The 23,402-nt window shown below is 73.9% G+C and carries 20 protein-coding genes; 15 read left to right on the plus strand and 5 right to left on the minus strand.

Annotation, left to right across the window (positions count from 1 at the left end; genetic code table 11):
* Positions 1-60: 60 nt before the first annotated feature.
* Positions 61-1,077, plus strand: coding sequence for an ornithine carbamoyltransferase (gene argF, locus ACEPPI_RS08340; RefSeq protein WP_373914572.1), 1,017 nt, complete (start codon positions 61-63; stop codon positions 1,075-1,077).
* A gap of 24 nt (positions 1,078-1,101) precedes the next feature.
* Here the strand turns inward: argF and ACEPPI_RS08345 are convergent, their stop codons facing one another.
* Entirely contained in the window at positions 1,102-1,524 is a 423-nt protein-coding gene (locus tag ACEPPI_RS08345; protein ID WP_373914573.1) for an ATP-binding protein, read from the minus strand.
* Between the two features lie 278 nt (positions 1,525-1,802).
* Between ACEPPI_RS08345 and ACEPPI_RS08350 the strand changes: the two genes are divergently transcribed.
* Positions 1,803-2,630, plus strand: a complete 828-nt coding sequence (locus ACEPPI_RS08350) for an enoyl-CoA hydratase family protein (RefSeq protein ID WP_280914197.1) — start codon at positions 1,803-1,805, stop codon at positions 2,628-2,630.
* Positions 2,631-2,634: 4 nt separating this feature from the next.
* A complete protein-coding gene (locus ACEPPI_RS08355) occupies positions 2,635-4,980 on the plus strand; it encodes a bifunctional salicylyl-CoA 5-hydroxylase/oxidoreductase (protein WP_373914574.1) in 2,346 nt (781 codons plus the stop codon).
* Between the two features lie 38 nt (positions 4,981-5,018).
* Here ACEPPI_RS08355 and ACEPPI_RS08360 read toward each other — a convergent pair whose 3' ends face one another.
* The 3 genes from ACEPPI_RS08360 to ACEPPI_RS08370 all read right to left on the minus strand — a co-directional run bounded on the left by ACEPPI_RS08360 (position 5,019) and on the right by ACEPPI_RS08370 (position 8,576).
* Positions 5,019-5,858, minus strand: coding sequence for a GNAT family N-acetyltransferase (locus tag ACEPPI_RS08360; RefSeq protein WP_373914575.1), 840 nt, complete (start codon positions 5,856-5,858; stop codon positions 5,019-5,021).
* A gap of 293 nt (positions 5,859-6,151) precedes the next feature.
* Complete coding sequence (locus tag ACEPPI_RS08365; RefSeq protein WP_373914576.1) at positions 6,152-6,952, minus strand: PaaX family transcriptional regulator C-terminal domain-containing protein; 801 nt, start codon at positions 6,950-6,952, stop codon at positions 6,152-6,154.
* 4 nt (positions 6,953-6,956) lie between these two features.
* Positions 6,957-8,576 carry an AMP-binding protein gene (locus ACEPPI_RS08370; protein ID WP_373914577.1) on the minus strand — a complete coding sequence of 540 codons (1,620 nt, stop codon included), beginning with the start codon at positions 8,574-8,576 and terminating at the stop codon, positions 6,957-6,959.
* A gap of 143 nt (positions 8,577-8,719) precedes the next feature.
* Between ACEPPI_RS08370 and ACEPPI_RS08375 the strand changes: the two genes are divergently transcribed.
* Both ACEPPI_RS08375 and ACEPPI_RS08380 read left to right on the plus strand, forming a co-directional pair.
* The gene (locus ACEPPI_RS08375; protein ID WP_373914578.1) at positions 8,720-9,844 is read left to right on the plus strand and encodes an acyl-CoA dehydrogenase family protein; all 1,125 of its coding nucleotides are present in this window, start codon (positions 8,720-8,722) and stop codon (positions 9,842-9,844) included.
* The gene (locus ACEPPI_RS08380) at positions 9,841-10,239 is read left to right on the plus strand and encodes a RidA family protein (protein ID WP_373914579.1); all 399 of its coding nucleotides are present in this window, start codon (positions 9,841-9,843) and stop codon (positions 10,237-10,239) included. The genes ACEPPI_RS08375 and ACEPPI_RS08380 overlap by 4 nt, the downstream gene beginning before the upstream one ends.
* A gap of 90 nt (positions 10,240-10,329) precedes the next feature.
* Here ACEPPI_RS08380 and ACEPPI_RS08385 read toward each other — a convergent pair whose 3' ends face one another.
* Positions 10,330-11,709, minus strand: a complete 1,380-nt coding sequence (locus ACEPPI_RS08385) for an aminopeptidase P family protein (protein ID WP_373914580.1) — start codon at positions 11,707-11,709, stop codon at positions 10,330-10,332.
* Positions 11,710-11,880: 171 nt separating this feature from the next.
* On the opposite strand from ACEPPI_RS08385, the gene ACEPPI_RS08390 reads away from it, so the two are divergent.
* The 10 genes from ACEPPI_RS08390 to ACEPPI_RS08435 all read left to right on the plus strand — a co-directional run bounded on the left by ACEPPI_RS08390 (position 11,881) and on the right by ACEPPI_RS08435 (position 23,320).
* On the plus strand, positions 11,881-14,304 hold the full coding sequence (locus ACEPPI_RS08390) for a collagenase (RefSeq protein ID WP_373914581.1): 2,424 nt from the start codon (positions 11,881-11,883) through the stop codon (positions 14,302-14,304).
* Positions 14,305-14,406: 102 nt separating this feature from the next.
* Positions 14,407-15,582 (plus strand): NAD(P)/FAD-dependent oxidoreductase, encoded by a 1,176-nt coding sequence (locus ACEPPI_RS08395; RefSeq protein WP_373914582.1) that lies wholly within the window; start codon positions 14,407-14,409, stop codon positions 15,580-15,582.
* A 175-nt stretch (positions 15,583-15,757) separates the two neighbouring features.
* Positions 15,758-16,069 (plus strand): (2Fe-2S)-binding protein, encoded by a 312-nt coding sequence (locus tag ACEPPI_RS08400; RefSeq protein ID WP_373914583.1) that lies wholly within the window; start codon positions 15,758-15,760, stop codon positions 16,067-16,069.
* Positions 16,050-17,513, plus strand: coding sequence for an NAD(P)/FAD-dependent oxidoreductase (locus ACEPPI_RS08405; protein ID WP_373914584.1), 1,464 nt, complete (start codon positions 16,050-16,052; stop codon positions 17,511-17,513). The genes ACEPPI_RS08400 and ACEPPI_RS08405 overlap by 20 nt, the downstream gene beginning before the upstream one ends.
* Before the next feature lie 75 nt (positions 17,514-17,588).
* A complete protein-coding gene (locus ACEPPI_RS08410) occupies positions 17,589-18,515 on the plus strand; it encodes a dihydrodipicolinate synthase family protein (protein ID WP_373914585.1) in 927 nt (308 codons plus the stop codon).
* Between the two features lie 54 nt (positions 18,516-18,569).
* Complete coding sequence (locus ACEPPI_RS08415; RefSeq protein WP_373914586.1) at positions 18,570-19,574, plus strand: proline racemase family protein; 1,005 nt, start codon at positions 18,570-18,572, stop codon at positions 19,572-19,574.
* Positions 19,571-20,590 carry a proline racemase family protein gene (locus tag ACEPPI_RS08420; RefSeq protein ID WP_373914587.1) on the plus strand — a complete coding sequence of 340 codons (1,020 nt, stop codon included), beginning with the start codon at positions 19,571-19,573 and terminating at the stop codon, positions 20,588-20,590. The genes ACEPPI_RS08415 and ACEPPI_RS08420 overlap by 4 nt, the downstream gene beginning before the upstream one ends.
* 50 nt (positions 20,591-20,640) lie before the next feature.
* Positions 20,641-21,582, plus strand: a complete 942-nt coding sequence (locus ACEPPI_RS08425; protein ID WP_373914634.1) for an ornithine cyclodeaminase family protein — start codon at positions 20,641-20,643, stop codon at positions 21,580-21,582.
* 56 nt (positions 21,583-21,638) lie between these two features.
* The gene (locus ACEPPI_RS08430) at positions 21,639-22,352 is read left to right on the plus strand and encodes a GntR family transcriptional regulator (protein WP_373914588.1); all 714 of its coding nucleotides are present in this window, start codon (positions 21,639-21,641) and stop codon (positions 22,350-22,352) included.
* A gap of 224 nt (positions 22,353-22,576) precedes the next feature.
* Positions 22,577-23,320, plus strand: coding sequence for a hypothetical protein (locus tag ACEPPI_RS08435; protein WP_373914589.1), 744 nt, complete (start codon positions 22,577-22,579; stop codon positions 23,318-23,320).
* Positions 23,321-23,402 lie beyond the last annotated feature (82 nt).

Raw genomic sequence — 23,402 nt, forward strand, 5'->3', positions numbered from 1 at the left:
ATGCAGAGGATCGTATAGACTTCCAGCATCCCCTGTCAGCGTCACCCTGGAGTGTCCCCCATGGCCACCGACCTCTTCGGCCGCAGTTTCCTCAAGGAGCTCGACTTCACCGCCGCCGAGTTCCGCGGTCTGGTCGAGCTCGCCGCCGAACTCAAGGCCGCCAAGAAGGCCGGGACCGAGCAGCGCCGACTCCAGGGCAAGAACATCGCGCTGATCTTCGAGAAGACCTCGACGCGCACCCGCTGCGCCTTTGAGGTCGCCGCCGCCGACCAGGGCGCCCACACGGTCTACCTCGACCCCACCGGCTCCCAGATGGGCCACAAGGAGTCCGTCCGGGACACGGCTCGGGTGCTCGGCCGGATGTTCGACGGGATCGAGTACCGGGGCGACAGCCAGGACGCGGTCGAGGAGCTCGCCGCGCACTCGGGCGTCCCGGTCTTCAACGGCCTCACCGACGACTGGCACCCCACCCAGATGCTCGCCGACGTGCTCACGATGACGGAGCACGGCGACAAGCCGCTGGAGCGCATCGCCTTCGCCTACCTCGGCGACGCCCGCTTCAACATGGGCAACTCCTACCTGGTCACCGGTGCGCTGCTGGGCATGGACGTCCGGATCGTCGCGCCGAAGGCGTACTGGCCGGCCGAGGCGGTCGTGGCGCGGGCCCGGGAGCTGGCCGCGGCCAGTGGGGCCAGGATCACCCTCACCGAGGAGGTCGCGGAGGGCGTGGCCCAGGCCGACTTCGTGGCCACGGACGTCTGGGTGTCGATGGGCGAGCCCAAGGAGGTCTGGGACGAGCGGATCGCGGCCCTGGCCCCGTACGCCGTCACCATGGACGTGCTGCGCGCGACCGGGAACCCGGACGTGAAGTTCCTGCACTGCCTGCCCGCCTACCACGACCTGGGCACCAAGGTGGCCCGCGAGGTCCACGAGCGGCACGGGCTGGACTCGCTGGAGGTCACGGACGAGGTGTTCGAATCGGCGCACTCGGTCGTCTTCGACGAGGCCGAGAACCGGCTGCACACCATCAAGGCCGTCCTCGTGGCGTTGCTCGCCGGCCCCGGCACCGGGGCGTAGCGGCCGCCCCTTCCGTCCGCGCCGTCAGACGGTCGCGGCGCGGGCCGGCAGGGTGAACCACACGGCCTTCCCGCGCGCGGTGCGCCGGTGGCCGCAGGAGGAGCTGAGGGTCCGGATCAGCAGCAGGCCGCGGCCGTGCTCCTGCCAGGGGTCGGGAGGGGTGTCGTCGGGGCGGGCGGCGAGATCGCCCGGCGGGCGCGGGTCGCCGTCGTGCACCTCCACCTGGCAGCCGTTCGCGAGCAGCTCCACGACCAGCTCGATCGGGTCTCCGCCGCCGGAGGTGTGCTCCACGGCGTTCGCGACCAGCTCGGCGGTCAGCAGCTCCGCGGTGTCCCGGTCGGCCGAGGGGCCGCTGTCCGTGAGGGCGGTACGGACCAGGGCGCGCGCGAGGGGCACGGCCGCGGTGGAGTGCGGGAGGGCGATCCGCCAGGCGGAGGCGTCGGGCAAGGCGGATCCGTCCGTTCCGGAATCGTCGCGGGAGGCGTGGAGGGGGCGTGGAGGGGCGGTGCGGCGGGAGTCGTTCCGGTGGCGCCCGGGTGAACTCCCGCTTTCAACGATACGAAGTGGAATTCCGGTGCCGTAGGGCACCCCGGCCGAAGCGCAAGGGGCCGAGGTCGGTGGCACCGGGGACCTTCGGCACGCCTTGGCGGCCGGGCCCGGCCTCCGGTCCCTCCCATGTCGCGTTTCCGTGACGATAGTCACGGGTCGGTGATACCGTCGGTTCCGTGAGCCCCTTCACCGGTTCCACCCCATCGACCGAACGGTGGCGCAACCTGCGGGTGACCCGGCAGGACGGTGTCGCCACCGTGACCCTCGACCGCCCCGAGAAGCTGAACGCGCTCACCTTCGGCGCCTACGCCGACCTGCGCGACCTGCTCGCCGAACTGTCCCGCGAACGTTCCGTACGCGCCCTCGTGCTCGCCGGCGAGGGCCGTGGCTTCTGCTCCGGCGGGGACGTGGACGAGATCATCGGTGCCACCCTCGCCATGGACACGGCCCAGCTGCTCGACTTCAACCGGATGACCGGCCAGGTGGTCCGGGCCGTTCGCGAATGCCCCTTCCCGGTGATCGCCGCCGTGCACGGCGTGGCCGCGGGAGCCGGAGCCGTCCTCGCCCTCGCCGCCGACTTCCGGATCGCGGACCCCACCGCCCGGTTCGCCTTCCTCTTCACCCGCGTCGGCCTCTCCGGCGGGGACATGGGCGCCGCCTACCTGCTGCCCCGGGTCGTCGGCCTCGGCCACGCCACCCGGCTGCTGATGCTCGGAGAACCCGTACGCGCTCCCGAGGCGGAGCGGATCGGCCTGCTCAGCGAGCTGGTCGACGAGGGCAAGGCCGACGTCCGGGCCGCCGAACTGGCCGCCCACCTCGCCGCCGGACCCGCCCTCGCGTACGCGCAGACCAAGGCCCTGCTGACGGCGGAACTGGACATGCCGCTGGCCGCTTCGGTCGAACTCGACGCCAACACCCAGGCGCTGCTGATGCACGGCGAGGACTACGCGGAGTTCCACGCGGCCTTCACCGGGAAGCGGCCGCCGCGCTGGAAGGGCAGGTAATGCCATGCGGGTCGCCGTCGTGGGCGGGGGACCGGGGGGACTGTACGCCGCCGCGCTGCTGGCACGGCAGGGGCACCACGTGGAGGTCTGGGAGCGGGGCGCCCCCGAGGACACCTTCGGCTTCGGCGTCGTGCTCTCCGACGAGACCCTCGGCGGCATCGAACGCGCCGACACGGTCGTGCACGCCGCCCTCGGAGCCGAGTTCGTGCGCTGGGACGACGTCGAGGTGGTCCACCGGGACCGGCTGCTCACCTCCGGCGGCCACGGCTTCGCCGCGCTCGGCCGGCGCCGGCTGCTGGAGATCCTGCACGAGCGATGCGCGGGCCTCGGAGTCCGCCTCCGCTTCCGCACCCCGGCCCCGGACGCGGAAGAGCTGGCCCGGACGCACGAGCTGGTCGTCGCGGCGGACGGGGTGCACAGTGCGACCCGGGAGAACGGCGCGGCGCACTTCCGTCCCACCGTCACCGAAGGGCGCTGCCGTTACATCTGGCTGGCCGCCGACTTCGCCTTCGAGGCCTTCCGCTTCGAGATCGCGGAGACCGCGCACGGGGCGATGCAGCTGCACGCCTACCCGTACTCCGCCGACTCCTCGACCGTGATCGTCGAGATGCGGGAGGAGGTGTGGCGCGCCGCGGGCTTCGACCTGTGCGACGAGCAGGAGTCCGCCTCCCGGTGCGCCAAGATCTTCAGCGAGGCCCTCCGCGGCAGGCCGCTGAGGGGCAACCGCTCCGCGTGGACCCGCTTCCGCACCGTCGAGAACGCGCGGTGGTCGCACGGGAACGTGGTCCTGCTCGGGGACGCCGCGCACACGGCCCACTTCTCCATCGGCTCCGGCACCAAGCTCGCCGTCGAGGACGCGCTGGCGCTCGCCGAGGCACTGGCAGCGGTCACCGGGGAGGAAGCGGGCCGCCAGGGCCCGGGCCCGGAGGGGGTTCCCCCGGCCGGCGTGGCACGGGCCCTGGCGGCGTACGAGGCCGCGCGGCGGCCCGCCGTGGCCAGCACCCAGCGGGCGGCGGCCGCCAGCATGCGGTGGTTCGAGGAGATCCAGGGCTACGTCGGCCAGCCCGCCCGGCAGTTCGCCTTCAACCTGCTGACCCGCAGCCGGCGGGTGACGCACGAGAACCTGCGGCTGCGCGACGCCCGCTTCACGCGGGGGGTGGAAGAGGAGTTCGGCTGCCCGGTGGGCGTGGCGGGCGTGGCGGGCGCGGAGGGGGCGGCGGGTGCGGCGGGTGCGGCGGGGGCGGCGGGAACCCCGCCGATGTTCACCCCGTTCACCCTGCGGGGGCTGACCCTGCGCAACCGGGTCGTCGTCGCGCCCATGGACATGTACTCGGCGCGGGACGGGGTGCCGGGGGACTTCCACCTGGTGCACCTCGGCGAGCGGGCCCTGGGCGGGGCCGGGCTCGTCATGACGGAGATGGTGTGCGTCAGCGCCGAAGGCCGGATCACCCCCGGCTGCACCGGCCTGTGGACCTCGGGGCAGGCGGCCGCCTGGAAGCGGATCGTCGACTTCGTCCACACCTCCGCGCCGGGCACCGCCCTCGGCGTCCAGCTCGGGCACTCGGGCCGCAAGGGCTCGACGAAGGTCATGTGGGAGGGCATGGACGAGCCGCTGCCCGAGGGCAACTGGCCGCTCGTCGCCGCCTCCGCACTGCCCTACCGGCCCGGTGTGTCCGCCGTCCCGCGCGCCCTGGACACCGCCGACCTCGCCGCGCTGCGCTCCGACTTCGCGGCGGCCGCCGTGCGCGCCGCGGAATGCGGCTTCGACCTGCTGGAACTGCACTGCGCGCACGGCTACCTGCTGTCCGGGTTCCTTTCGCCGCTCACCAACCACCGCGACGACGCCTACGGCGGCCCCCTGGAGAACCGGCTGCGTTTCCCGTTGGAGGTCTTCGACGCGGTCCGCGCCGTGTGGCCGGCGGCCCGCCCGATGACGGTCCGGATCTCGGCGACCGACTGGGCACCCGGCGGCACCTCGCCGGACGACGCGGAGCGGATCGCAGCCGCCTTCGCCGCCCACGGCGCGGACGCCGTCGACGTGTCCACCGGCCAGGTCGTGGCCGACGAGACCCCGGAGTACGGGCGCTCCTACCAGACCCCCTACGCCGACCGGATCCGCAACGCGCTCGGCGTCCCCGTCATCGCCGTCGGCGCCATCTCCTCCTGGGACGACGTCAACTCCCTGCTGCTGGCCGGGCGCGCCGACCTGTGCGCCGTGGGCCGCCCGCACCTGTACGACCCGCACTGGACCCTGCACGCGGCGGCCGACCAGGGGTACGAGGGACCGGGCGCGCCCTGGCCCGCCCCCTACCGGGCCGGCAGCCGCAAGCCGCCGACCGGGAAGGGGTAGCGGCGGCAGCGGGGAGGGGCGGCAGCGGGGAGGGGCGGTCAGAGCGCCTCCAGGTGGACGCGGTCCTCGACCGGGGTGTAGCCGAGGCGCTGGTAGATGCCGTTGCTGGTGGGGTTGGCGAGGTCGGTGAACAGCAGGACCTCGCGTGCGCCGGCCGCGTGGGCGGCTCCGCTCGCGGCGTGGGTGACACCTGCGGCGTAGCCGCGGCCCCGGACGGTGGGCGGGGTGTAGACGAGGCCGACGCGGGAGGCGCCGCCGATCGGGCGGGAGAAGGCCGCCAGGGACACGGGGCGGCCGTCGTGCTCCCAGAGCAGGACGCCGCCGTACGAGAGCCTTTCGCGCAGGGCCGCCTCCGAGGCGAGGCCGGGTTCGTTCGTCTCCCGCTTGAACTCCTCGGTCCAGGCCAGCAGGAGGGGCAGGTCCGCCTCGGCCGCGAGGCGGGGCCCTCCGGCGGGGAGGGGGACCGGGGCCGCCAGGGTGCCGAGCCGGTACAGCCGGAGCTCCTCCACGATCCGGGTCGGCGTCTCCCAGGCGGCGGCGAGCGCCAAGGCGTCCGGCCGGCGGGCGTTGATCCCGCGGACCTCGGCGAGCAGCGGCTCGGCCGTGAGCCGCGGGCCGAGTGCCTCCACCGCCTCCGGCGGCAGGGATCCGATCAGCAGCGGGAACGGCGGCGTGCACAGCAGGGCGCCCGCGACGGTTCCGTCGGCGCCGGTCCACCAGCCGAAGACGGGGTCGGCGTCGCCGTGGGCGCGGGGCCCGCGCCGTTCCAGGGATTCGGTGACGGTGAGCAGGACGGTGTCGACCACCGGCCGGGCCGCCAACGCGGGGCGTGCGGCGCTCAGATAGGCCGCCAGATCATTGCTGAAGGTCCATGTCATGCCCCATCGTGCCGGGGGCCCTGGGCCGGGCGCACCTGTATTTCCGGGGTGCGCGCGGGGTGCTCGCGGAGCGCGCGGGGGAGCGGTGCGGGCGCTCCCCCGGGTGGGGGAGAGGGCTCCCCCGCGTGGGGGAAGCGGCGGTGCCGGGCCGCTGGGATCTTGGGAATGCGGCAGGAGGCCAGGCCGCCCGACGGCCCCACCCGGGCCCGGCAGGAGGAGGAACCATGAAGACCCGGACCCCGTGCGCGAAGCAGTACCGCCGCCCCGCCACGCAGGCCCGCCGCGGCCGGTGGCTACGTCCGCACGAAGCGGGCGCCCGCGTCCCGCAGCCGGGTGTGGAGCTCGGTGAAGACCGCCGCCGCCCGGTCGCCCGGCCAGTCCGCGGGGAGCAGCTCGCGGGGCAGTCCGGGATCCGCGTAGGGCAGCCGCCGCCAGGAGTCCAGGGCGGCCAGGTAGGTGCGGTACGCGGCCTCCGGCGTGGGCTCGGGGCCCGACTGGAGGGCGCGCAGCGCAGGCTCGTGCAGATCGAGGAACTCCTCGTGCTGTTTGGCCAGCGCCGCCAGGTCCCACCAGCGGGCCACCGCCTCGGCGGTGGGCGCGAAGCCGAGGTGGGAGCCGCGGAAGAGCTCGACGTAGGCCGTCAGGTGCAACCGCTCCAGCGTGTGCCCGGTCTCTCGGGCCAGCTGGGCCGGGGCGATCCACACGCCCGGGGCCACCGCTCCGAAGCCGAGCCGGGCGAGGCGGGAGCGCAGCAGGTGCCGTTTGCTCCGCTCCTGTTCCGGGACGGAGAAGACCGCGACGAGCCACTCCTCCGACACCTGAGGGGGGCCGTAGATCCGCCGGTCGCCGTCCTCCAGCAGAAGCCGGGCCTCCTCGGAGAGGTCGTAGGCGGCCGCGCCGTCGGCGCTCTTCGCGGGCACCAGGAAGCCGCGCCGCTTCAGCCGGGACACCGAGGAGCGGACGGAGGGCGCGTCGACGCCGGCCGCGCCCAGCAGGCGGACCAGCGCGGACACCGGGACGGGCCCCTCGAAGGTCCGCCCGTAGGCGCCGTAGAACGTGACGATCAGAGATCGCGGAGTGTGCTGCTCGACCACGGGTTCACTCTAGATCGCGCAGCCGGAAGCGCTGAAGTTTGCCGGTCGCCGTCCGGGGCAACACGGGCAGGAAGACGAAGGTGCGCGGGCACTTGTGCGGGGCCAGCTCGGAGCGCATGTGGGTGCGCAGGGCGTCCTCGGTCAGCACCGATCCGTCGCGCGGGACGATGTGGGCGACCACGATCTGGCCCCGGCGCTCGTCGGGGAGCCCGACCACCGCCGCCTCCACGACGTCGGGGTGGCGCAGCAGGGCCTCCTCCACCTCCGGGCCCGAGATGTTGTAGCCGGACGAGATGATCATGTCGTCGGCGCGGGCGACGTAGCGGAAATAGCCGTCGGCGTCGCGGACGTAGGTGTCACCGGTCAGGTTCCAGCCGTCGCGGACGTACTCGCGCTGGCGGGGGTCGGCCAGGTAGCGGCAGCCGACGGGCCCGCGTACGGCCAGGAGCCCGGGTTCGCCGTCCGCCACGGGCCGGCCCGCGGGGTCCACCACCCGGGCCTCCCAACCGGGCACCACCCGGCCCGTGGCGCCGGGGCGGGTGTCCTCGTCGGCCGCGGAGATGAAGATGTGCAGCAGTTCGGTGGCCCCGATGCCGTTGATGATCCGCAGTCCGGTGCGCTCGTACCAGGCCTGCCAGGTGGCGGCGGGCAGGTTCTCGCCGGCCGAGACGCAGCGGCGCAGCGTGGACAGGTCGTAGGCGCCCGTGTCGTAGGGGCCCAGGGTGTCCAGCATCGACCGGTAGGCGGTGGGAGCGGTGAACAGGACCGTGACCCGGTGCTCGGCGAGCGCGGGGAGCAGGGCGCGGGGTGCGGCCTGTTCCAGCAGCAGCGCGCACGCCCCCGCGCGCAGGGGGAAGACGACCAGTCCGCCGAGTCCGAAGGTGAACCCGAGCGGGGGACTGCCGGCGAACACGTCGTCGGGGCGGGGCCGCAGCAGATGGCGGGAGAAGGTGTCGGCGATGGCGAGGAGGTCGCGGTGGAAGTGCATGCAGCCCTTGGGGCGGCCGGTGGTGCCGGAGGTGAAGGCGATCAGCGCCACGTCGTCGGCGGAGGTCTCGACGGCGGGATAGGGATCCCGGTGGCTCTCGGCCAGCCGCAGCAGGTCGTCGGGGGCCTCCCCGCCGTAGGCGGCGATCCGCAGGCCGGGCACCTCGGCCTTGACCAGGTCGTCGAGGACATCGGCGTGACAGACGGCGTGGCCGACCCGGGCCATGGAGCACACCGTCGCCAGCTCCTGGGCCCGCTGCTGGGCCAGCACGGTGACGGCCACCCCGCCCGCCTTCATCACGGCCAGCCAGCAGGCGGCGAGCCACGGCCCGGTGGGTCCGCGCAGCAGCACCCGGTTGCCGGGGACCACGCCGAGGTCGCTGGTGAGGGCGTGGGCGAGCGAGTCGACGCGCCGGCGCAGCTCCCCGTACGACCACACCTCGCCCGAGCCCGAGCGGAAGGCGGGGCGGTCGGGGCCGAACCGCTCGACGGTGGCGTCGAGGAGTTCGACGCCGCAGTTCAACCGATCCGGATAGGCCAGTTCGGGCAGCTCGAAGAGGAGCTCCGGCCAGGCGTCGGCGGGCGGCAGGTGTTCGCGCGCGAAGGTGTCGGTATGAGTGGAAGGCTTGAGCTCCAAGGCGGGTTCGCCCCCTTGCGACGTCCGGACGGGGTGGAGCCGGCCGTGCGGTGCCTCTCCCCGTTGGCCCCGGGGAGCTGCCTCCAGAGCGTATCGTGATGGTGACGACAGTCAACAGGACGCGATAGGACTGGGGCATTCGGATGGCCGGATTCGCGCTCGGGGTGGACGAAGAGGAATGGTGCGGGCAGTTGCGTGCCCTGTCGGCTGGGCGGCTGCGGCAGCTCGCCGAGAAGGGTGAGCCCGGCCGGGTGAACCGGCCGCTGCTGGCGGCGCTCGGGGAGCTGGGACTGCTGGACAAGGTGTTCGACTCCGGCGCGCTGGAGCTGTGCCTGCTGCGGGAATCGCTCGCCTACGGCTGCACCGAGGCGGAGACGGCCCTGGCCCTGCAGGGCCTGGGGGCGCACCCGGTGCTGAGGTCGGGCAGCACGGAGCAGCGCGAGCGGTGGCTGCCGGGGGTGCGGGAGGGCCGGCTGGTGGCGGCGTTCGCGCTCAGCGAGCCGGGCGCGGGCTCGGACGCGGCGGCCCTGGCGCTGGAGGCCGTCCCGGACGGGGCGGGATGGCGGCTGCACGGGCAGAAGTGCTGGATCTCCAACGCCCCCGAAGCCGATTTCTACACCGTCTTCGCCCGGACGGGTGAGGCGCCGGGTTCGCGGGGGGTCACCGCGTTCCTGGTCCCGGCGGACCGGCCGGGGCTGGGCGGCGAGGCCCTCGACATGCTGTCGCCGCACCCCATCGGCTCGCTCGCCTTCGACGGGGTGCCGGTCGGCCGCGCCGATGTGCTGGGGGAGCCCGGGCAGGGGTTCCGGGTGGCGATGGAGACCCTGAACCTGTTCCGGCCGAGCGTGGGCGCCTTCGCGGTCGGCATGGCGCGGGCGGCCCTGGACGCGACGCTCGCCCACACGGCCGGCCGCACCGCCTTCGGCGGGGTGCTGGCGGACCTCCAGGCCGTCGCGCACCGGGTCGCGGAGATGGCCACCCGCACCGAGGCCGCCCGGCTGCTGGTGTACGCGGCGGCCGGCGCCTACGACGGGGGCTCCCCGGACGTCCCCCGGCGGGCGGCCATGGCGAAGCTGCTGGCCACGGAGACGGCCCAGTACGTCGTGGACCACGCCGTCCAGCTGCACGGGGCGGTCGCGCTGCGCCGCGGCCACCTGCTGGAGCACCTGTACCGGGAGGTACGGGCGCCCAGGATCTACGAGGGTGCGAGCGAGGTGCAGCGCACCCTCATCGCGAAGGAGCTCTACCGGAAGGCGTCGGCGGGATGAGCCTGGAGCGGATCAACCCGGAGGGGCTGTCCCCGGCGACCGGCTTCTCGCACGCCGTCACCGCCACCGGGGGCCGGCTGGTGTTCCTGGCCGGCCAGACCGCGCTGGACGGCTCCGGCAAGGTCGTTGGGGCGACCCTGCCGGAGCAGTTCGAGCGGGCCCTCGCCAACCTCTTGACGGCCCTCGCGGTGGCCGGCGGCACCCCGGCGGACCTGGCGCGGGTGACGGTGTACGCGGTGGACGTGGCGGCCTACCGCGAACACGCCGCCGAGCTGGGCCGGATCTGGCGCCGGCTCGCGGGGCGCGAGTACCCCGCGATGGCGGTGGTCGGCGTGGTCCGCCTCTGGGACACACAGGCCCAGCTCGAACTGGACGGCTTCGCGGTCCTCCCGTAGCCGCCCCTCCGTTCCTCCCCCGGCCCCGCTCCGCACGAGACCGGGGGAGGGAGGTCCGAGGCCTTGCCCCGGCCCGGGGCGGGTGGGAGGTCAGGAGCCCGCGGAGTCCAGGAGGGTGCCCATCCACTCCTCCACGCCCGCGACCGTCCGCGGCAGGGCCCCCGACATGAGCCGCGCCCCGTCGGCGGTGATGACCAGGTCGTCCTCGATGCGCACGCTCACCCCGCGCAGCTCGGCCGGCAGCGTCTCGTCGTCGGGCTGGAGGTAGAGGCCAGGTTCGACGGTCAGCACCTGGCCCTCCTCCAGGACGCCCTCCAGGTACGTCTCGGCCCGCGCCTTCGCGCAGTCGTGGACGTCCAGTCCCAGCATGTGCCCGCTGCTGCACAGCGTGTACCGCCGGTGCAGGTCGCCCTCGGCGTTCTTGAGGACGCCCCACTCCGCGAGCCCCTCCGCGATGACCTTCATGCCGGCCCGGTGGAAGTCCCCGAACCTCGCCCCCGGTCGCAGCGCCGCGATGCCCGCCTCCTGTGCGGCCAGCACCAGTTCGTAGACCTGCCGCTGGACGGAGGAGAAGCGCCCGGACAGCGGGAGGGTGCGGGTGATGTCGGCCGTGTAGAGGGTGTCGGTCTCCACGCCCGCGTCCAGGAGGAGCAGTTCGTCCCGGTCGAGCCGGCCGTCGTTGTGGATCCAGTGCAGGACGCCCGCGTGGGCGCCCGAGGCCGCGATCGTGCTGTAGCCGGTCCCGTTGCCCTCCGCCCGGGCGCGCAGTCCGAACACCCCCTCGATCCAGCGCTCCCCGCGCGGGTGCGCGAACGCCTGTGGCAGGGCCCGTACGACGTCCTCGAAACCGGCCGTCGTGTGGTCCACGGCCAGCTGCAGCTGGTCGACCTCCCACGCGTCCTTGACCAGTCGCAACTCGGAGAGCGCGGAGGCAAGTTCGCCGTCCGTGGCGGCGTTGCGGGCCGGCGGTTCTCCGAGGGTGTCCAGGTGCGCGCAGCGGATGCCGGTCAGCCGCTCGGCCTCCGCGAGGTCCGGGCGGCGGCCCACCCAGAACTCGCCGTAGCGGCGGTCGCGGAAGAACTCCTCGTTCCCGTCGGCCCGGGGTGAGCGCGGCCTGAGGTACAGCACTGCCTCGTGCCCGTTCGGGCCGGACGGCTCCAGGGCCAGGACGTGCCCGGCCTGGTCCTCGCCCGTCAGTCCGGTCAGCCAGGCGTACGCGCTGTGCGGCCGGAAGCGGAAGTCGGCGTCGTTGGAGCGGACCATCAGCTCGCCGGCCGGGACGAGCAGCCGCTCGCCGGGGAAGCGCGCCGAGAGCCTGGCGCGGCGGGCCGGGGTGACGGCGTGCGAGGGGACGCGGGCGGCGGCGGGAAGCGGGGTGGCCGCCCAGTTCCCGGCCATGAACCGGGACAACTCTGCTGATACGGGCAGGTCGTGACTGCCGGTGTTGAGGCGGGCGGAGGCGTCGCTCATGGAGGCTCCCTCAAGAAGTACCGAACTGATGGGCGCACAGGTCTTGCCAGTGCAATTTCACATTACTATGTTACAGCTCACACCGCGGCACGTTAATCCCCGTCAAACGCCGTGTGAAGCAGGGCAGTTCACGCTCCATTTCCCCCACCTCCCTCCCCACAGGAGCTCTCGGTGTCCCAGCACAAAATTGTGCGTACGTCCCTCCTCTCCGCCGCCGTGGCGGTCACCCTCCTCGCCACCGCCGGCCAGGCCGTGACCCAGGCCGCGGAGCGGGGCACCCCCGTCGCCGCGACCGGCGCCTCCGCACCCGCCGCCTTCACCTCCGGAGTCCCCGGCGCCACCGGCACCACGACGCCGAACCCCTTCGACGAGGTCGACCACCGGGCCGACGCCCAGGAGCTCGTCCCGGTGCCCGCCCCGGCCCCCGGCGGCAAGGGCGTCACCGACGGCAAGGTGCCCGGCGCCGCCCCGGCCGTCCCGGCCCCGGGCTCCTCCGCCTCCACCGAGCGCGCGGAGAAGAGCCGCAAGGCGGCCTCCGCCCAGGCCGCACCCACCGCCCTCAGCGTCGCCGCGGGCGTCCCCTGCACCCTTGACGGGATCACCGGCCTCTCGCCGGAGCAGTTCGCCGACTTCCTCGCCGACCCGGCCGTCACCGCCGACGGCTGTCTGCGCAACCTCATCTGGACCTGGGACGCGCGCCTGGCGCCCGTCATGTCCGACGCCCACGTCCAGGCCGTCTCCCGCCGGATATCCAGCCTGGCCGCCGCCCACGACGGCCGTAACTCCTCCCATCTGGAGGAGATGTTCACCTACCTGCACGCCGTCGTGTACCACGACTACTCGCGCTCCGAGATCGACGTCACCGACGCCCCCACCGTCGACGCGATGCGCCGGGCCATCGCCGACTTCGGTGACGCCGCCCGGACGTTCGACGTGACGGCCACCAACGCCCGCACCCTGCGCGAGGCCCTCTACGCGGGCAGCGCCCCGGGTCTGCGCCAGTACCAGCTCGGCCTGATCAAGCGGGTCCTGGCCACCATGGACCCGTCCCACCCGGCCACCAATCTCGACGCCGGCTGGGCGGGGGCGGCGCTCTCCGCGCTGTCCGTCAACTACCTGGGCGTCTACCCGGGCAACCAGGACGCCGCCTTCCACTCCGCGGTCGCGGGGGACGCCGCCTACCGCGCCACCTTCAAGGCCTTCGCCGGCTACACCCACCTCAAGGGCACGGCCAACGCCTGGGTGGTGCGCGACGCGATCAGCGAGTACGGCCGCTTCGGCCAGGTCGACGGCCTCAAGGACCAGGTGGTCGCCGACCTCGGCGCCATGCTGGAGCCGCTCAAGTCCACCTTCGGCGTCGACCCCTGGGCCAAGGCCGTCTCCTGGCTGAACCTCTACCAGGCGTGCAAGCCGTACGGGGTGTGCAAGGAGGACATCGAGAAGCAGCTCTTCCCGAACACCTACACCTACGACAACGGCGGCATCAAGGTCCGCACGGCCCTCGACCGGGCCACCGTCGACCAGCTCTACTACGCGAGCAAGCAGGTCAAGACGCAGTTCCACCGCGTCATCGGCACCGACCAGCCCCTGGCCGGCGACCCGAACACCACCCTGAACATCGTGCTCTACGCCTCCCGCGCCGACTACGAGAACTACCACCCCCTCCTCACCGGCTACGGCACCAACAACGGCGGCATCTACATCGAGAACGGCGCCACCTTCTACACCTACCAGCGCCGCGTCCCGCAGGACTCCTCCCTCACCCTCGAAGAGCTCTTCCGCCACGAGTACACGCACTACCTCAACGGCCGCTTCGCCGTCCCCGGTTCCTTCGGCCAGGGCCCCTGGTACGAGGGCGACCGCACCACCGCCATGGACGAGGGCACCGCCGAGTTCTTCGACGGCTCCACCCGCGACAACGGCATCGCCGTCCGCAAGTCCCTGGTCCGGGGCGTCATCAACGACACCTCCGGCGGCGGCCCCCGCATGAGCGTCCAGCAGCTGCTCAACGCCACGTACGCCGGCGACGGGTTCCGCTTCTACAACTACGCGGGCACGTTCTTCGAGTTCCTGTGGACCGAGAAGCCCTCCCTGCTGCGCGAGATGTACGGCTACCTGCGCGCCAACGACGTCGCGGGCTACGACGCCTGGCGCAACCGCATGGGATCGGACACCTACCTCCAGCGCGACTACAACCGCTTCCTGGACGCGCAGATCGCCAAGGTGGACCAGCTCTACGTCCCGAACACCACCTTCACCGCCAACGACCAGCTGCGCGACTCCGCGCTCTCCTCGGTCAAGTCCGCCTTCGCGACGGCCACGTACAACACCCCGGACTGCGTGGAGAACGGCGACCCCGGCAAGCGCCGCTTCACCTGTACCGGCCGGATCACCGCGAACCTGTCGAACTGGCGCAGCGACGACCAGAACTTCAAGGACATGTCCGAGACGGTGGACTACTTCATCCTCGACCGGGCGGGCGCGGCCTCCAACAACCTGGCCGACATGAACTGCTCCTTCGGTCCGGTGGAGATCTGGACGAACAAGGTCGCGGGCACCTCCTCGTTCAGCTGTGAGGGCCCCCTGCGCAGCTGACCGCCACCGGGCCGGTCCCGATTCCCGCGGGGGGCGGGACCGGCCCGGGGCACCCCTCCGGCATGCCTAGGCAGCCCCTAAAGAATGTGACATATTACTGTCGTGTCCCAGAACCACTCCCCGGACGTCGTGATCATCGGCGCCGGTGTCGTCGGCGCCGCGTGCGCGTACTACGCGAGCCGCTCCGGACTGTCCGTGGCCGTCGTCGACCGCGGCCCCGTCGGGGGCGGCACGACCGGTGCCGGCGAGGGCAACCTGCTCGTCTCCGACAAGGAGGCCGGCCCCGAGCTCGACCTCGCGCTCCTGTCGGCCCGGCTCTGGCGGGAACTGGCGGCGGTCCTCCCGCGAGAGACCGAGTACGAGGCCAAGGGCGGCCTGGTCGTCGCCCCCGACGAGACCACCCTCAAGGCGCTCCGCACCTTCGCGGACGGCCAGCGCGCCGCCGGGGTGACCGCCACCGAGGTGGGGCCGGACACCCTGCGCGACCTGGAGCCGCACCTGGCCCCGGGGCAGGCGGGAGCCTTCCACTACCCCCAGGACGCCCAGGTCCACCCGGCCCAGGCCGCGGCGCGCCTGCTGGCCGCGTCCGGCGCCGAGCGGTACCTCGGCGAGGAGGTCACCGACGTGCTCCTGCGGGGTGGCCGCGCCGTCGGCGTCCGCACGCCCCGCCGCACCCTCCTGGCCCCGGCGGTGCTCAACGCGGCGGGTACCTGGGGCGGCCACATCGCCTCCCTCGCCGGAACCACCCTGCCGGTCATGCCGCGCCGCGGCTTCGTCCTGGTCACCGAACCCCTGCCCCGGGTGGTCCGTCACAAGGTCTACGCCGCCGACTACATCGCCGACGTCGCCAGCGACTCCGCGGCCCTGCAGTCCTCGGCGGTGGTGGAGGGGACCCCTTCGGGCCCCGTCCTGATCGGCGCGACCCGCGAACGGGTCGGCTTCGACCGGACCCTGTCCACCGAGGCCCTGCGCCGGCTCGCCCGCCAGGCGGCGGCGCTCTTCCCGGTCCTGGCGGACACCCGCGTCCTGCGCACCTACCACGGCTTCCGCCCCTACCTCCCCGACCACCTCCCGGCGATCGGCCCCGACCCCCGCGTACCGGGCCTCTTCCACGCCTGCGGCCACGAGGGCGCCGGCATCGGCCTGGCCCCCGCCACGGGCGCCCTCATCGCGGCCTCCCTGACCGGCACCGATCCCGCCCTGGACCCCACCCCCTTCCGCCCGGACCGCTTCGACGCCCCGAACCCGGAGTCCGAGGCCGGGGGCGGGGACGGGTAGGGGTGCCGTCCGGGACGTAAAACGTGATGTGTTGGCGCGAGGTACTCCTCCGCAACGCAGCCCCGGACAGGGCGCCATAAATCATGCAGTCCCGGACGGCACCCCGACCCGGCACCGACCCCGGCCCACCCGCAGCCCCCGCCCGCCAGGGCAAGACCCCCCAGGAGCACCCCGGATGCGCAGCCCCCGCAAGCTGGTAGGCGGCACCCCGGCGGCCACGTACCCCGTCACCTTCGACGGCCGTGAACTGACCGCCCAGGAAGGCCAGAGCGTCGCCGCCGTCCTGTGGAACGCCGGGATCCTCGCCTGGCGCACCACCCGCGAAGGCAGCGCCCCGCGCGGGGCGTTCTGCGGCATCGGCGCCTGCTACGACTGCCTCGTCACCGTCAACGGCCGCCCGAACCAGCGCGCCTGCCTCGTCCCGGCCCGCCCCGGAGACTCCGTCACCACCCAGGAGGGCACCGGACATGCCGACCTCGCCGTCTGACCGCGCCGCCCACGCCGAAGCCCCCGCCGCTTCCCCGGCGGCCCCCGTCGACCTCGCCGTCATCGGTGCCGGCCCCGCCGGACTCGCCGCCGCCGTCACCGCGGCCCGGCTCGGTCTGCGCGTCACCCTCCTCGACGCGGGGGAGCGCCCCGGCGGCCAGTTCTACCGCCACCCGGCCCCCGGCCTCGGCGCCGTCCGCCCCCAGGCCCTGCACCACGACTGGCGGGCCTTCACCGCGCGCGAAGCCGCCCTGCGCGACCATGTGGCGGCGGGCCGGATCGCCCACCTCCCCTTCCACCACGTCTGGACGGTGGTCCCGGACGGCGCCGACGGCTGGACGCTGCACGCCGTCGCCGGCCCCGAGGAGCGGGCGGCGACCTTCGGCGCCCGCGCCGTCCTGCTCGCCACCGGCGCCTACGAGCGGCAACTGCCGTTCCCCGGCTGGACCCTGCCCGGGGTCGTCGGCGCGGGCGGGGCGCAGGCCATGCTCAAGGGCGGCCTCGTCCTGCCCGGCAGTCGTGTCGTCGTCGCGGGGAGCGGCCCGCTGCTGCTCGCGGTGGCAGGCTCCCTCGCCGCCGCCGGAGCCGCCGTACCCGCCGTCGTCGAGGCCGCCTCGTACACGGCGTACGCCCCGCAGGCCCGCGCCCTGCTGCGCAACCCCGCCAAGCTCGCCGAAGGCGCCGTGTACGGGGGCGCCCTCGCGCGCCACGGCATCCGCCTGCTGACCCGGCACGCGGTGACCGAGGCGCACGGCCGCGGCCGGGTGGAGGCCGTCACGGTCGCCCGCCTCGACCGGGACTGGCGCCCGCTGCCCGGCACCGCCCGCCGGATCCCCTGTGACGCGCTGGCCGTGGGCCACGGGCTCGTGCCCCAGCTGGAACTGGCCACCGCCCTCGGCTGCGACACCCTGCGGGCCCCCGACGGCACGGTCGCCCTGGACCTGGACGCGGCGCAGCGCACCTCGGTGCCCGGCATCTGGTCGGCCGGCGAGACCGGCGGCATCGGCGGTGCCCAACTCGCCCTGACCGAGGGGGAGATCGCCGCACACGCGATCGCGGGGGTGCCCGTCGCGTCCTCCCTCACCCGGACCCGGGCCAGGCTGCGGGCCTTCGCCGGGGCGATGGCCGCCGCCCACCGCCCCGGCGCGGGATGGACGGACTGGCTGCCCGACGCGGCCACCGTCTGCCGCTGCGAGGAGGTCCCGGCGGGCCGGATCCGCGAGGCCGTCGCCGAGCTCGGCGCGCGGGACGCCCGTACCGTCAAACTGCTCACCCGGGCCGGGATGGGCTGGTGCCAGGGCCGGATGTGCGGTCCGGCCGTCGCCGCGCTGGCCGGGGAGGACCCCGCGCCCGACCGGCGTCCGCTGTCCTGCCCCGTTCCGCTGCGCCACCTGGCCGCGCTGCCCGCGCCGTCCGAGACCGAACTTCCCCCCTCCGCCCGCTGATCGGGCCCTCCCGGCCCTTGTGGCCGCCTCACACCCACTAGTAAAATGTCACACACCACACTAGGGAGTCTGCTCATGAACCACGCGCCCACCCCCGCGCCCCGTCCCGACACCCGCACCCGCCCCTGGCACGGCATCATGGTCGCCACCGCCCTCCCGCTGCGCGAGGACCTGAGTGTCGACTACGACGCCTACGCCGAGCACGTGGCCTGGCTGATCGCCGAGGGCTGCGACGGCGTCGTGCCCAACGGCTCCCTCGGTGAGTACCAGACCCTCACCGACGAGGAGCGGGCCCGCGTCGTGCGCACCGCAGTCGAGGCCGCCGGCGACGGCGCCCGCGTCATGCCGGGCGTCGCCGCGTACGGCAGCGCCGAGGCCCGCCGCTGGGCGGAGCAGGCCGCCGAAGCCGGCGCGGGATCCGTCCTGCTCCTGCCACCCAACGCCTTCCGCGCCGACGAGGCCACCGTCCGCGCCCACTACGCGGATGTCGCCGGGGCCGGGCTGCCCGTGGTCGCGTACAACAACCCCATCGACACCAAGGTGGACCTGACCCCGGCACTGCTCGCCCGCCTGCACGGCGACGGCAGCATCGTCGCCGTCAAGGAGTTCAGCGGGGACGTCCGCCGCGGCTACGAGATCGCCGAGCTCGCCCCGGGCCTCGACCTGCTCATCGGCGCCGACGACGTCCTGCTCGAACTCGCCCTCGCGGGCGCCGTCGGCTGGATCGCCGGGTACCCCAACGCCCTGCCGCGCTCCTGCGCCACCCTCTACCGGGCCGCCGTCGCCGGAGACCTCGCCACGGCCCTGCCGCTCTACAAGTCCTTGCACTCGCTGCTGCGCTGGGACTCCAAGACCGAGTTCGTCCAGGCCATCAAGCTCTCCATGGACCTGGCCGGCCGTCCCGGCGGTGCCACCCGTCCGCCCCGCTTCCCGCTCTCGGGCGAGATCGAGGCCTCGGTGCGCGCCGCGACCGAGAAGGCCCTCGCCGAAGGCCTCAACTAAGCGTCAACCAGGCTCGGACCGGGCCCCGAACCGGGCTTCGACCAGGAGGAACCCATGCGCACGCGCCACATCTACCACGCGGTGGACTCGCACACCGAGGGCATGCCCACCCGGGTGATCACTGGGGGAGTCGGGGTGATCCCGGGCTCCACCATGGCCGAGAAGCGGCTCCACTTCATGGAGCACACGGACCACGTCCGCACCCTGCTCATGTACGAGCCGCGCGGCCACGCGGCGATGAGCGGCGCCATCCTCCAGCCGCCCACCCGGCCCGACGCCGATTTCGGCGTGCTCTACATCGAGGTGTCGGGCCTGCTGCCGATGTGCGGGCACGGCACGATCGGGGTGGCCACCGTCCTGGTCGAGACCGGCATGGTCCCGGTCGTCGAGCCGGTCACCACGGTCCGGCTCGACACCCCGGCCGGTCTGGTCAGCGTGGACGTACGGGTCGAGGACGGCGCGGCCACCGCCGTCACCCTCACCAACGTCCCGGCCTTCAGCGTCGGCCTGGACCTGAAGGCCGAGGTCCCCGGTTACGGCACGGTCACCTACGACCTCGCCTACGGCGGCAACTTCTACGCCTTCGTCGAACTGGACGACCTCGGGCTCCCCTTCGACCGCTCCCGCAAGGACGACCTGATCGCCGCGGGCCTGGCGATCATGGACGCCGTCAACGCGGGCGCGGACCGTCCCGTCCACCCCGAGGACCCGGCGATCGCCGGAGTCAAGCACGTGTACCTCGCCGCCCCCGGCTCCGACGCCCGCCGCTCCCGGCACGCCATGGCCATCCACCCGGGCTGGTTCGACCGCTCGCCCTGCGGTACGGGGACCAGCGCGCGCATGGCCCAGTTGCACGCCCGCGGCCTGCTCGAACTCGACACCGACTTCGTCAACGAGTCCTTCATCGGCACCGAGTTCACCGGCCGCCTCATCGGTCAGACCACCGTCGGCGGCCTCCCGGCGGTGGTCCCCACCGTCACCGGCCGGGCCTGGATCACCGGCACCGCCCAGTACTTCCTCGACCCGACCGACCCCTTCCCCGGAGGGTTCCTGCTGTGATCAGCGTCCGCACCACCGACTACCACACGGCGGGGGAGCCCTTCCGGATCGTCGACCTCACGGCGGGCGACATCGCGCCCGCCCCCGGGGACACCGTCGCCGAGCGCTGCGCCACCGTCATCGGCCCCGGGGGTTCCGGGACCGCGCCGAGGCGGAGCGAGCTGGACGACGTACGGCGCCTGCTGGTGCAGGAGCCGCGCGGGCACGCCGGGATGTACGGCGGGTTCGTGGTCCCCCCGGACGACGACGGGGCGCACTTCGGGGTGCTGTTCTGGCACAAGGACGGCTACTCCACCGCGTGCGGCCACGGCACCATGGCGCTCGGCGTCTGGGCGGTGGAGACCGGACGGGTCCCGGCTCCGCACGACGGGGACGTCCAGGTGCGCATCGACGTCCCGTCGGGTCGGGTCGGGGCCACCGTCCACCGCGACGGGGGCCGCACCACCGGGGTCACCTTCCGCAACGTCGCGGCCCGGGTGGGCGCCCGCAAGGTCCCGGTGGCCACCACGCTGGGGATCGCGGAGGTGGACATCGCGCACGCCGGGGCCTGTTACGCCTCCGTCGCCGCCCGGGACCTCGGCCTGGACGTCTCGCGCGCCGCGCTGCCCGACCTGGTCCGCGCCGGGCAGGAGGTCCGGGCAGCTCTGGCCACCCACCCCGCCACCTGGCACCCGGACGGGCCCCTGCTGTCCGGGGTGTACGGGGTGGTCCTGTACGAGGAACTGCCCGACACCCCCTTCGGGCCGTACCAGCGCAACGTCACCGTCTTCGCGGACGGACAGATCGACCGCTCCCCGTGCGGTTCCGGCACCTCCGCCCGGCTCGCCCTGCTCGCGGAGGACGGGCGGCTCGGGCCGGGGGAGGACCTGCTGCACGAGTCGGTGGTGGGCACGGTGTTCACCGGCCGGATGCTGGAGGGCGGGGTCACGGAGGTGACCGGTACGGCCTACCGCACCGGCGAGCACACCTTCACCGTCGATCCGCACGACGCCCTCGGTACGGGGTTCCCCCTGTGACGGTCCACCCGGCGCCCGCCCACCCGGCGCCCGCCCACCCGGCGCCCGCGCTGCCGCAGTACGACGCCGGGCGGATCGCGGGCCTGCTCACCCCCGCCGGAGCGGCCGACGCCCTCGCCGATGCCCTGCGCGCCGGGCTCGATCCGGAGGGCTGCCCGCAGCGCGGCTCCCTGCCCGCGCCGGGCGGCGAACTCCTTTTGATGCCCGCCGCGTCGGAGCGCTACGCGGGGGTGAAGATCGCCGGGGTGGCGCCGGGCAACCCGGAGCGGGGCCTGCCCCGGATCACCGGGAGCTACCTGCTCCTGGACGGGGTGACCCTGTGCCCGGTGGCCCTGTTCGACGGCGCGGCCCTGACGGCCCTGCGCACCCCGGCGGTGTCCGCGCTGGCGCTGCGCCACCTGGCCCCGGCCGGGCCGGCGGGGCGTCTGGTCCTCTTCGGCTCGGGGCCCCAGGCGTACGGGCACCTCGACGCGGTGCTCGCGGAACGGGCGCCCGCGGAGGCGGTGGTCGTCGCCCGCGACGCCGCGCGGGCGGGGGCGCTCGTCGCGTACGCCCGTGAGCGGGGTGTCGCGGCGCGCACCGGCACCGCGGGGGACGTGGCCGGTGCGGATCTGGTGGTCTGCTGCACCACGGCCCGCGAGCCGCTCTTCGACGGGCACCTGGTGGCCCCGGGGACGCTGGTGGTGGCCGTGGGCTCGCACGAACCGGGCGCCCGCGAGACGGACACGGCCCTCGTGCGGCGTGCGGCCGTGTACGTGGAGTCGCGCGCGGCGGCCCTGCGCGAGGCGGGGGACCTGCTGGTCCCGGAGGCGGAGGGGGCGATCGGACCCGGTCATATCAGCGGAACGCTCGCCGACCTGGTCACCGGGCGGATTCCGTCGGGAGGGCGGACGGGTTGTCCACAGCTCTTCAAGAGCGTGGGCATGGCCTGGGAGGATCTTGCCGTGGCGGTCGCATTGTTCGAGGCCGCCGGGACGAGTAGCGCAACGTGACATTGTACGCTGTTCCTCTTCTCGTCGTGGTGTCGGGGGTCTCGGAGGAAAAGCACATGGGTGACCTGAAGCAGCACAGTCTCATCAAGGCCCAGGAACGGCTCCGCGACCAGGTCGGCCACGCCCTCCGAGCGGCCCTGATCGCCGGGGAACTGCGCCCCGGAAGTGTGTACTCGGCCCCCGGCCTCGCGGCCGAACTCGGCGTCTCGGCCACGCCCGTGCGCGAGGCCATGCTCGACCTGGCCCGGGAGGGCCTGGTCGAGCCGGTCCGCAACAAGGGGTTCCGGATCACCGAGGTCAGCGAGCGCGACCTCGACCAGTACACGGAACTGCGGACGATGATCGAGGTCCCGACCGTCGGCCGGATCACGAAGATCGCCACGGCCGAACAGCTGGAGGCCCTGCGCCCCATCGCCGAGGAGATCGTCACCAGCGCCCGCGAGCACAACCTCATCGGGTACCTGGAGGCCGACCGTCGCTTCCACCTCTCCCTGCTGGCCCTGGCGGGCAACGACCGCCTCGTCGAGACCGTCGGCGACCTGCGCAAGCGCTCCCGCCTCTACGGCCTGACGGGCCTGGACGAGGCCGGCAAGCTGGTCTCCTCCGCCGAGGAGCACGTCGAACTGCTGGACCTGATGATCAGCGGGGACGCGGAGGCGGCGCAGGCCTGCATGGTCCGCCACCTCGGACACGTCCGCTCCCTGTGGGCCCAGGGGCGCGACGAGCCGGTCGGCCGTATCCCGGGAGGCCTCGGCTCGGGCGTCCAGTGACCCGGTGAGCCCCCGGCGCGGCCCGTTCCCCGAGACCCGTGGAGCCCGGGGCGGAGCCTGGCCGCGGCCGGTCCGCCGCGGGGGGCGGCGCGGAGGCGGGGCCTGAGCCGGGCGGGTGGACCTCGTGAGGCCTGCGGGTGACCGCTGCGGACCGAGGTTGATTCCGTCCCGAACCCGTCTATCCACACAGGGTCCTGTACACCGAGTGATGGGTTGTACCGCCCGTGTTGAAGACCGCATTGCGGATCGCCTCCGCCACCGCCCTGGCCGCCGTCTCGCTGTCGTTCGGCTCACCCGCCGGCGCCGCGGCAGATCCCTACCCCGGCACCCCGCAGCAGATCCGTGACACCGGCCCCTGCGGCCCCACCGGCGGCTACCGCGCGTCGGAGTGGCTGCAGACCACGACGGACCCCGGGATCCGGCCGCAGGTGGACCTCGCCGCGGTGAGCGAGGCCTGGTACTGGCGGCACGACGGGAACACGCTGTGGCGGGGTGACACGCGGCCGAACCCCCAGGCCATCTTCAACAGCGGCTTCACCCCGCGGGGCTCGGACCTCACCCCGCTGTCGCAGTGGATCATCGGAGGAGCCGGGCAGCAGAACGCCGCGCACGTGAGCACCAGTTGTGAACGGTGGGTGGCGCAGGAATTCGCCACGGGGGGCGGGAACGACGGCTGGGTCTACGCGATCCAGGCTCCCGGCGGGATCGACGTCAACGCCACCGCCCGGCAGACGGGCCTCCAGTCGCCGTTCCTGTGGAACAAGGAGATCGACTTCCCCGGCGGCATCGAAGGCAGGTTCATCGAGGGGGCCTGCCAGTACCACTTCGTCGGCCTCGACCCCCAGACGAACGACAGGATCTACCGGAACCTCGGCTGCGTGACGAACAGCAACTTCCGTCCGGTCACGGGCAAGCACAAGGACAAGCACGAGGACAAGCGCATGGAACCGGCCGGTTCGCCGCACTGAGCCGATCCGCGCCCTCGGGCGGTCCCCGCAGCCCCGCTGTGGGGACCGCCCGGCAACTTCAACTCGCCTGTGAGCGGCCGGA

This window comes from Streptomyces sp. AB3(2024), from assembly GCF_041862025.1.
Taxonomy (GTDB): Bacteria; Actinomycetota; Actinomycetes; order Streptomycetales; family Streptomycetaceae; genus Streptomyces.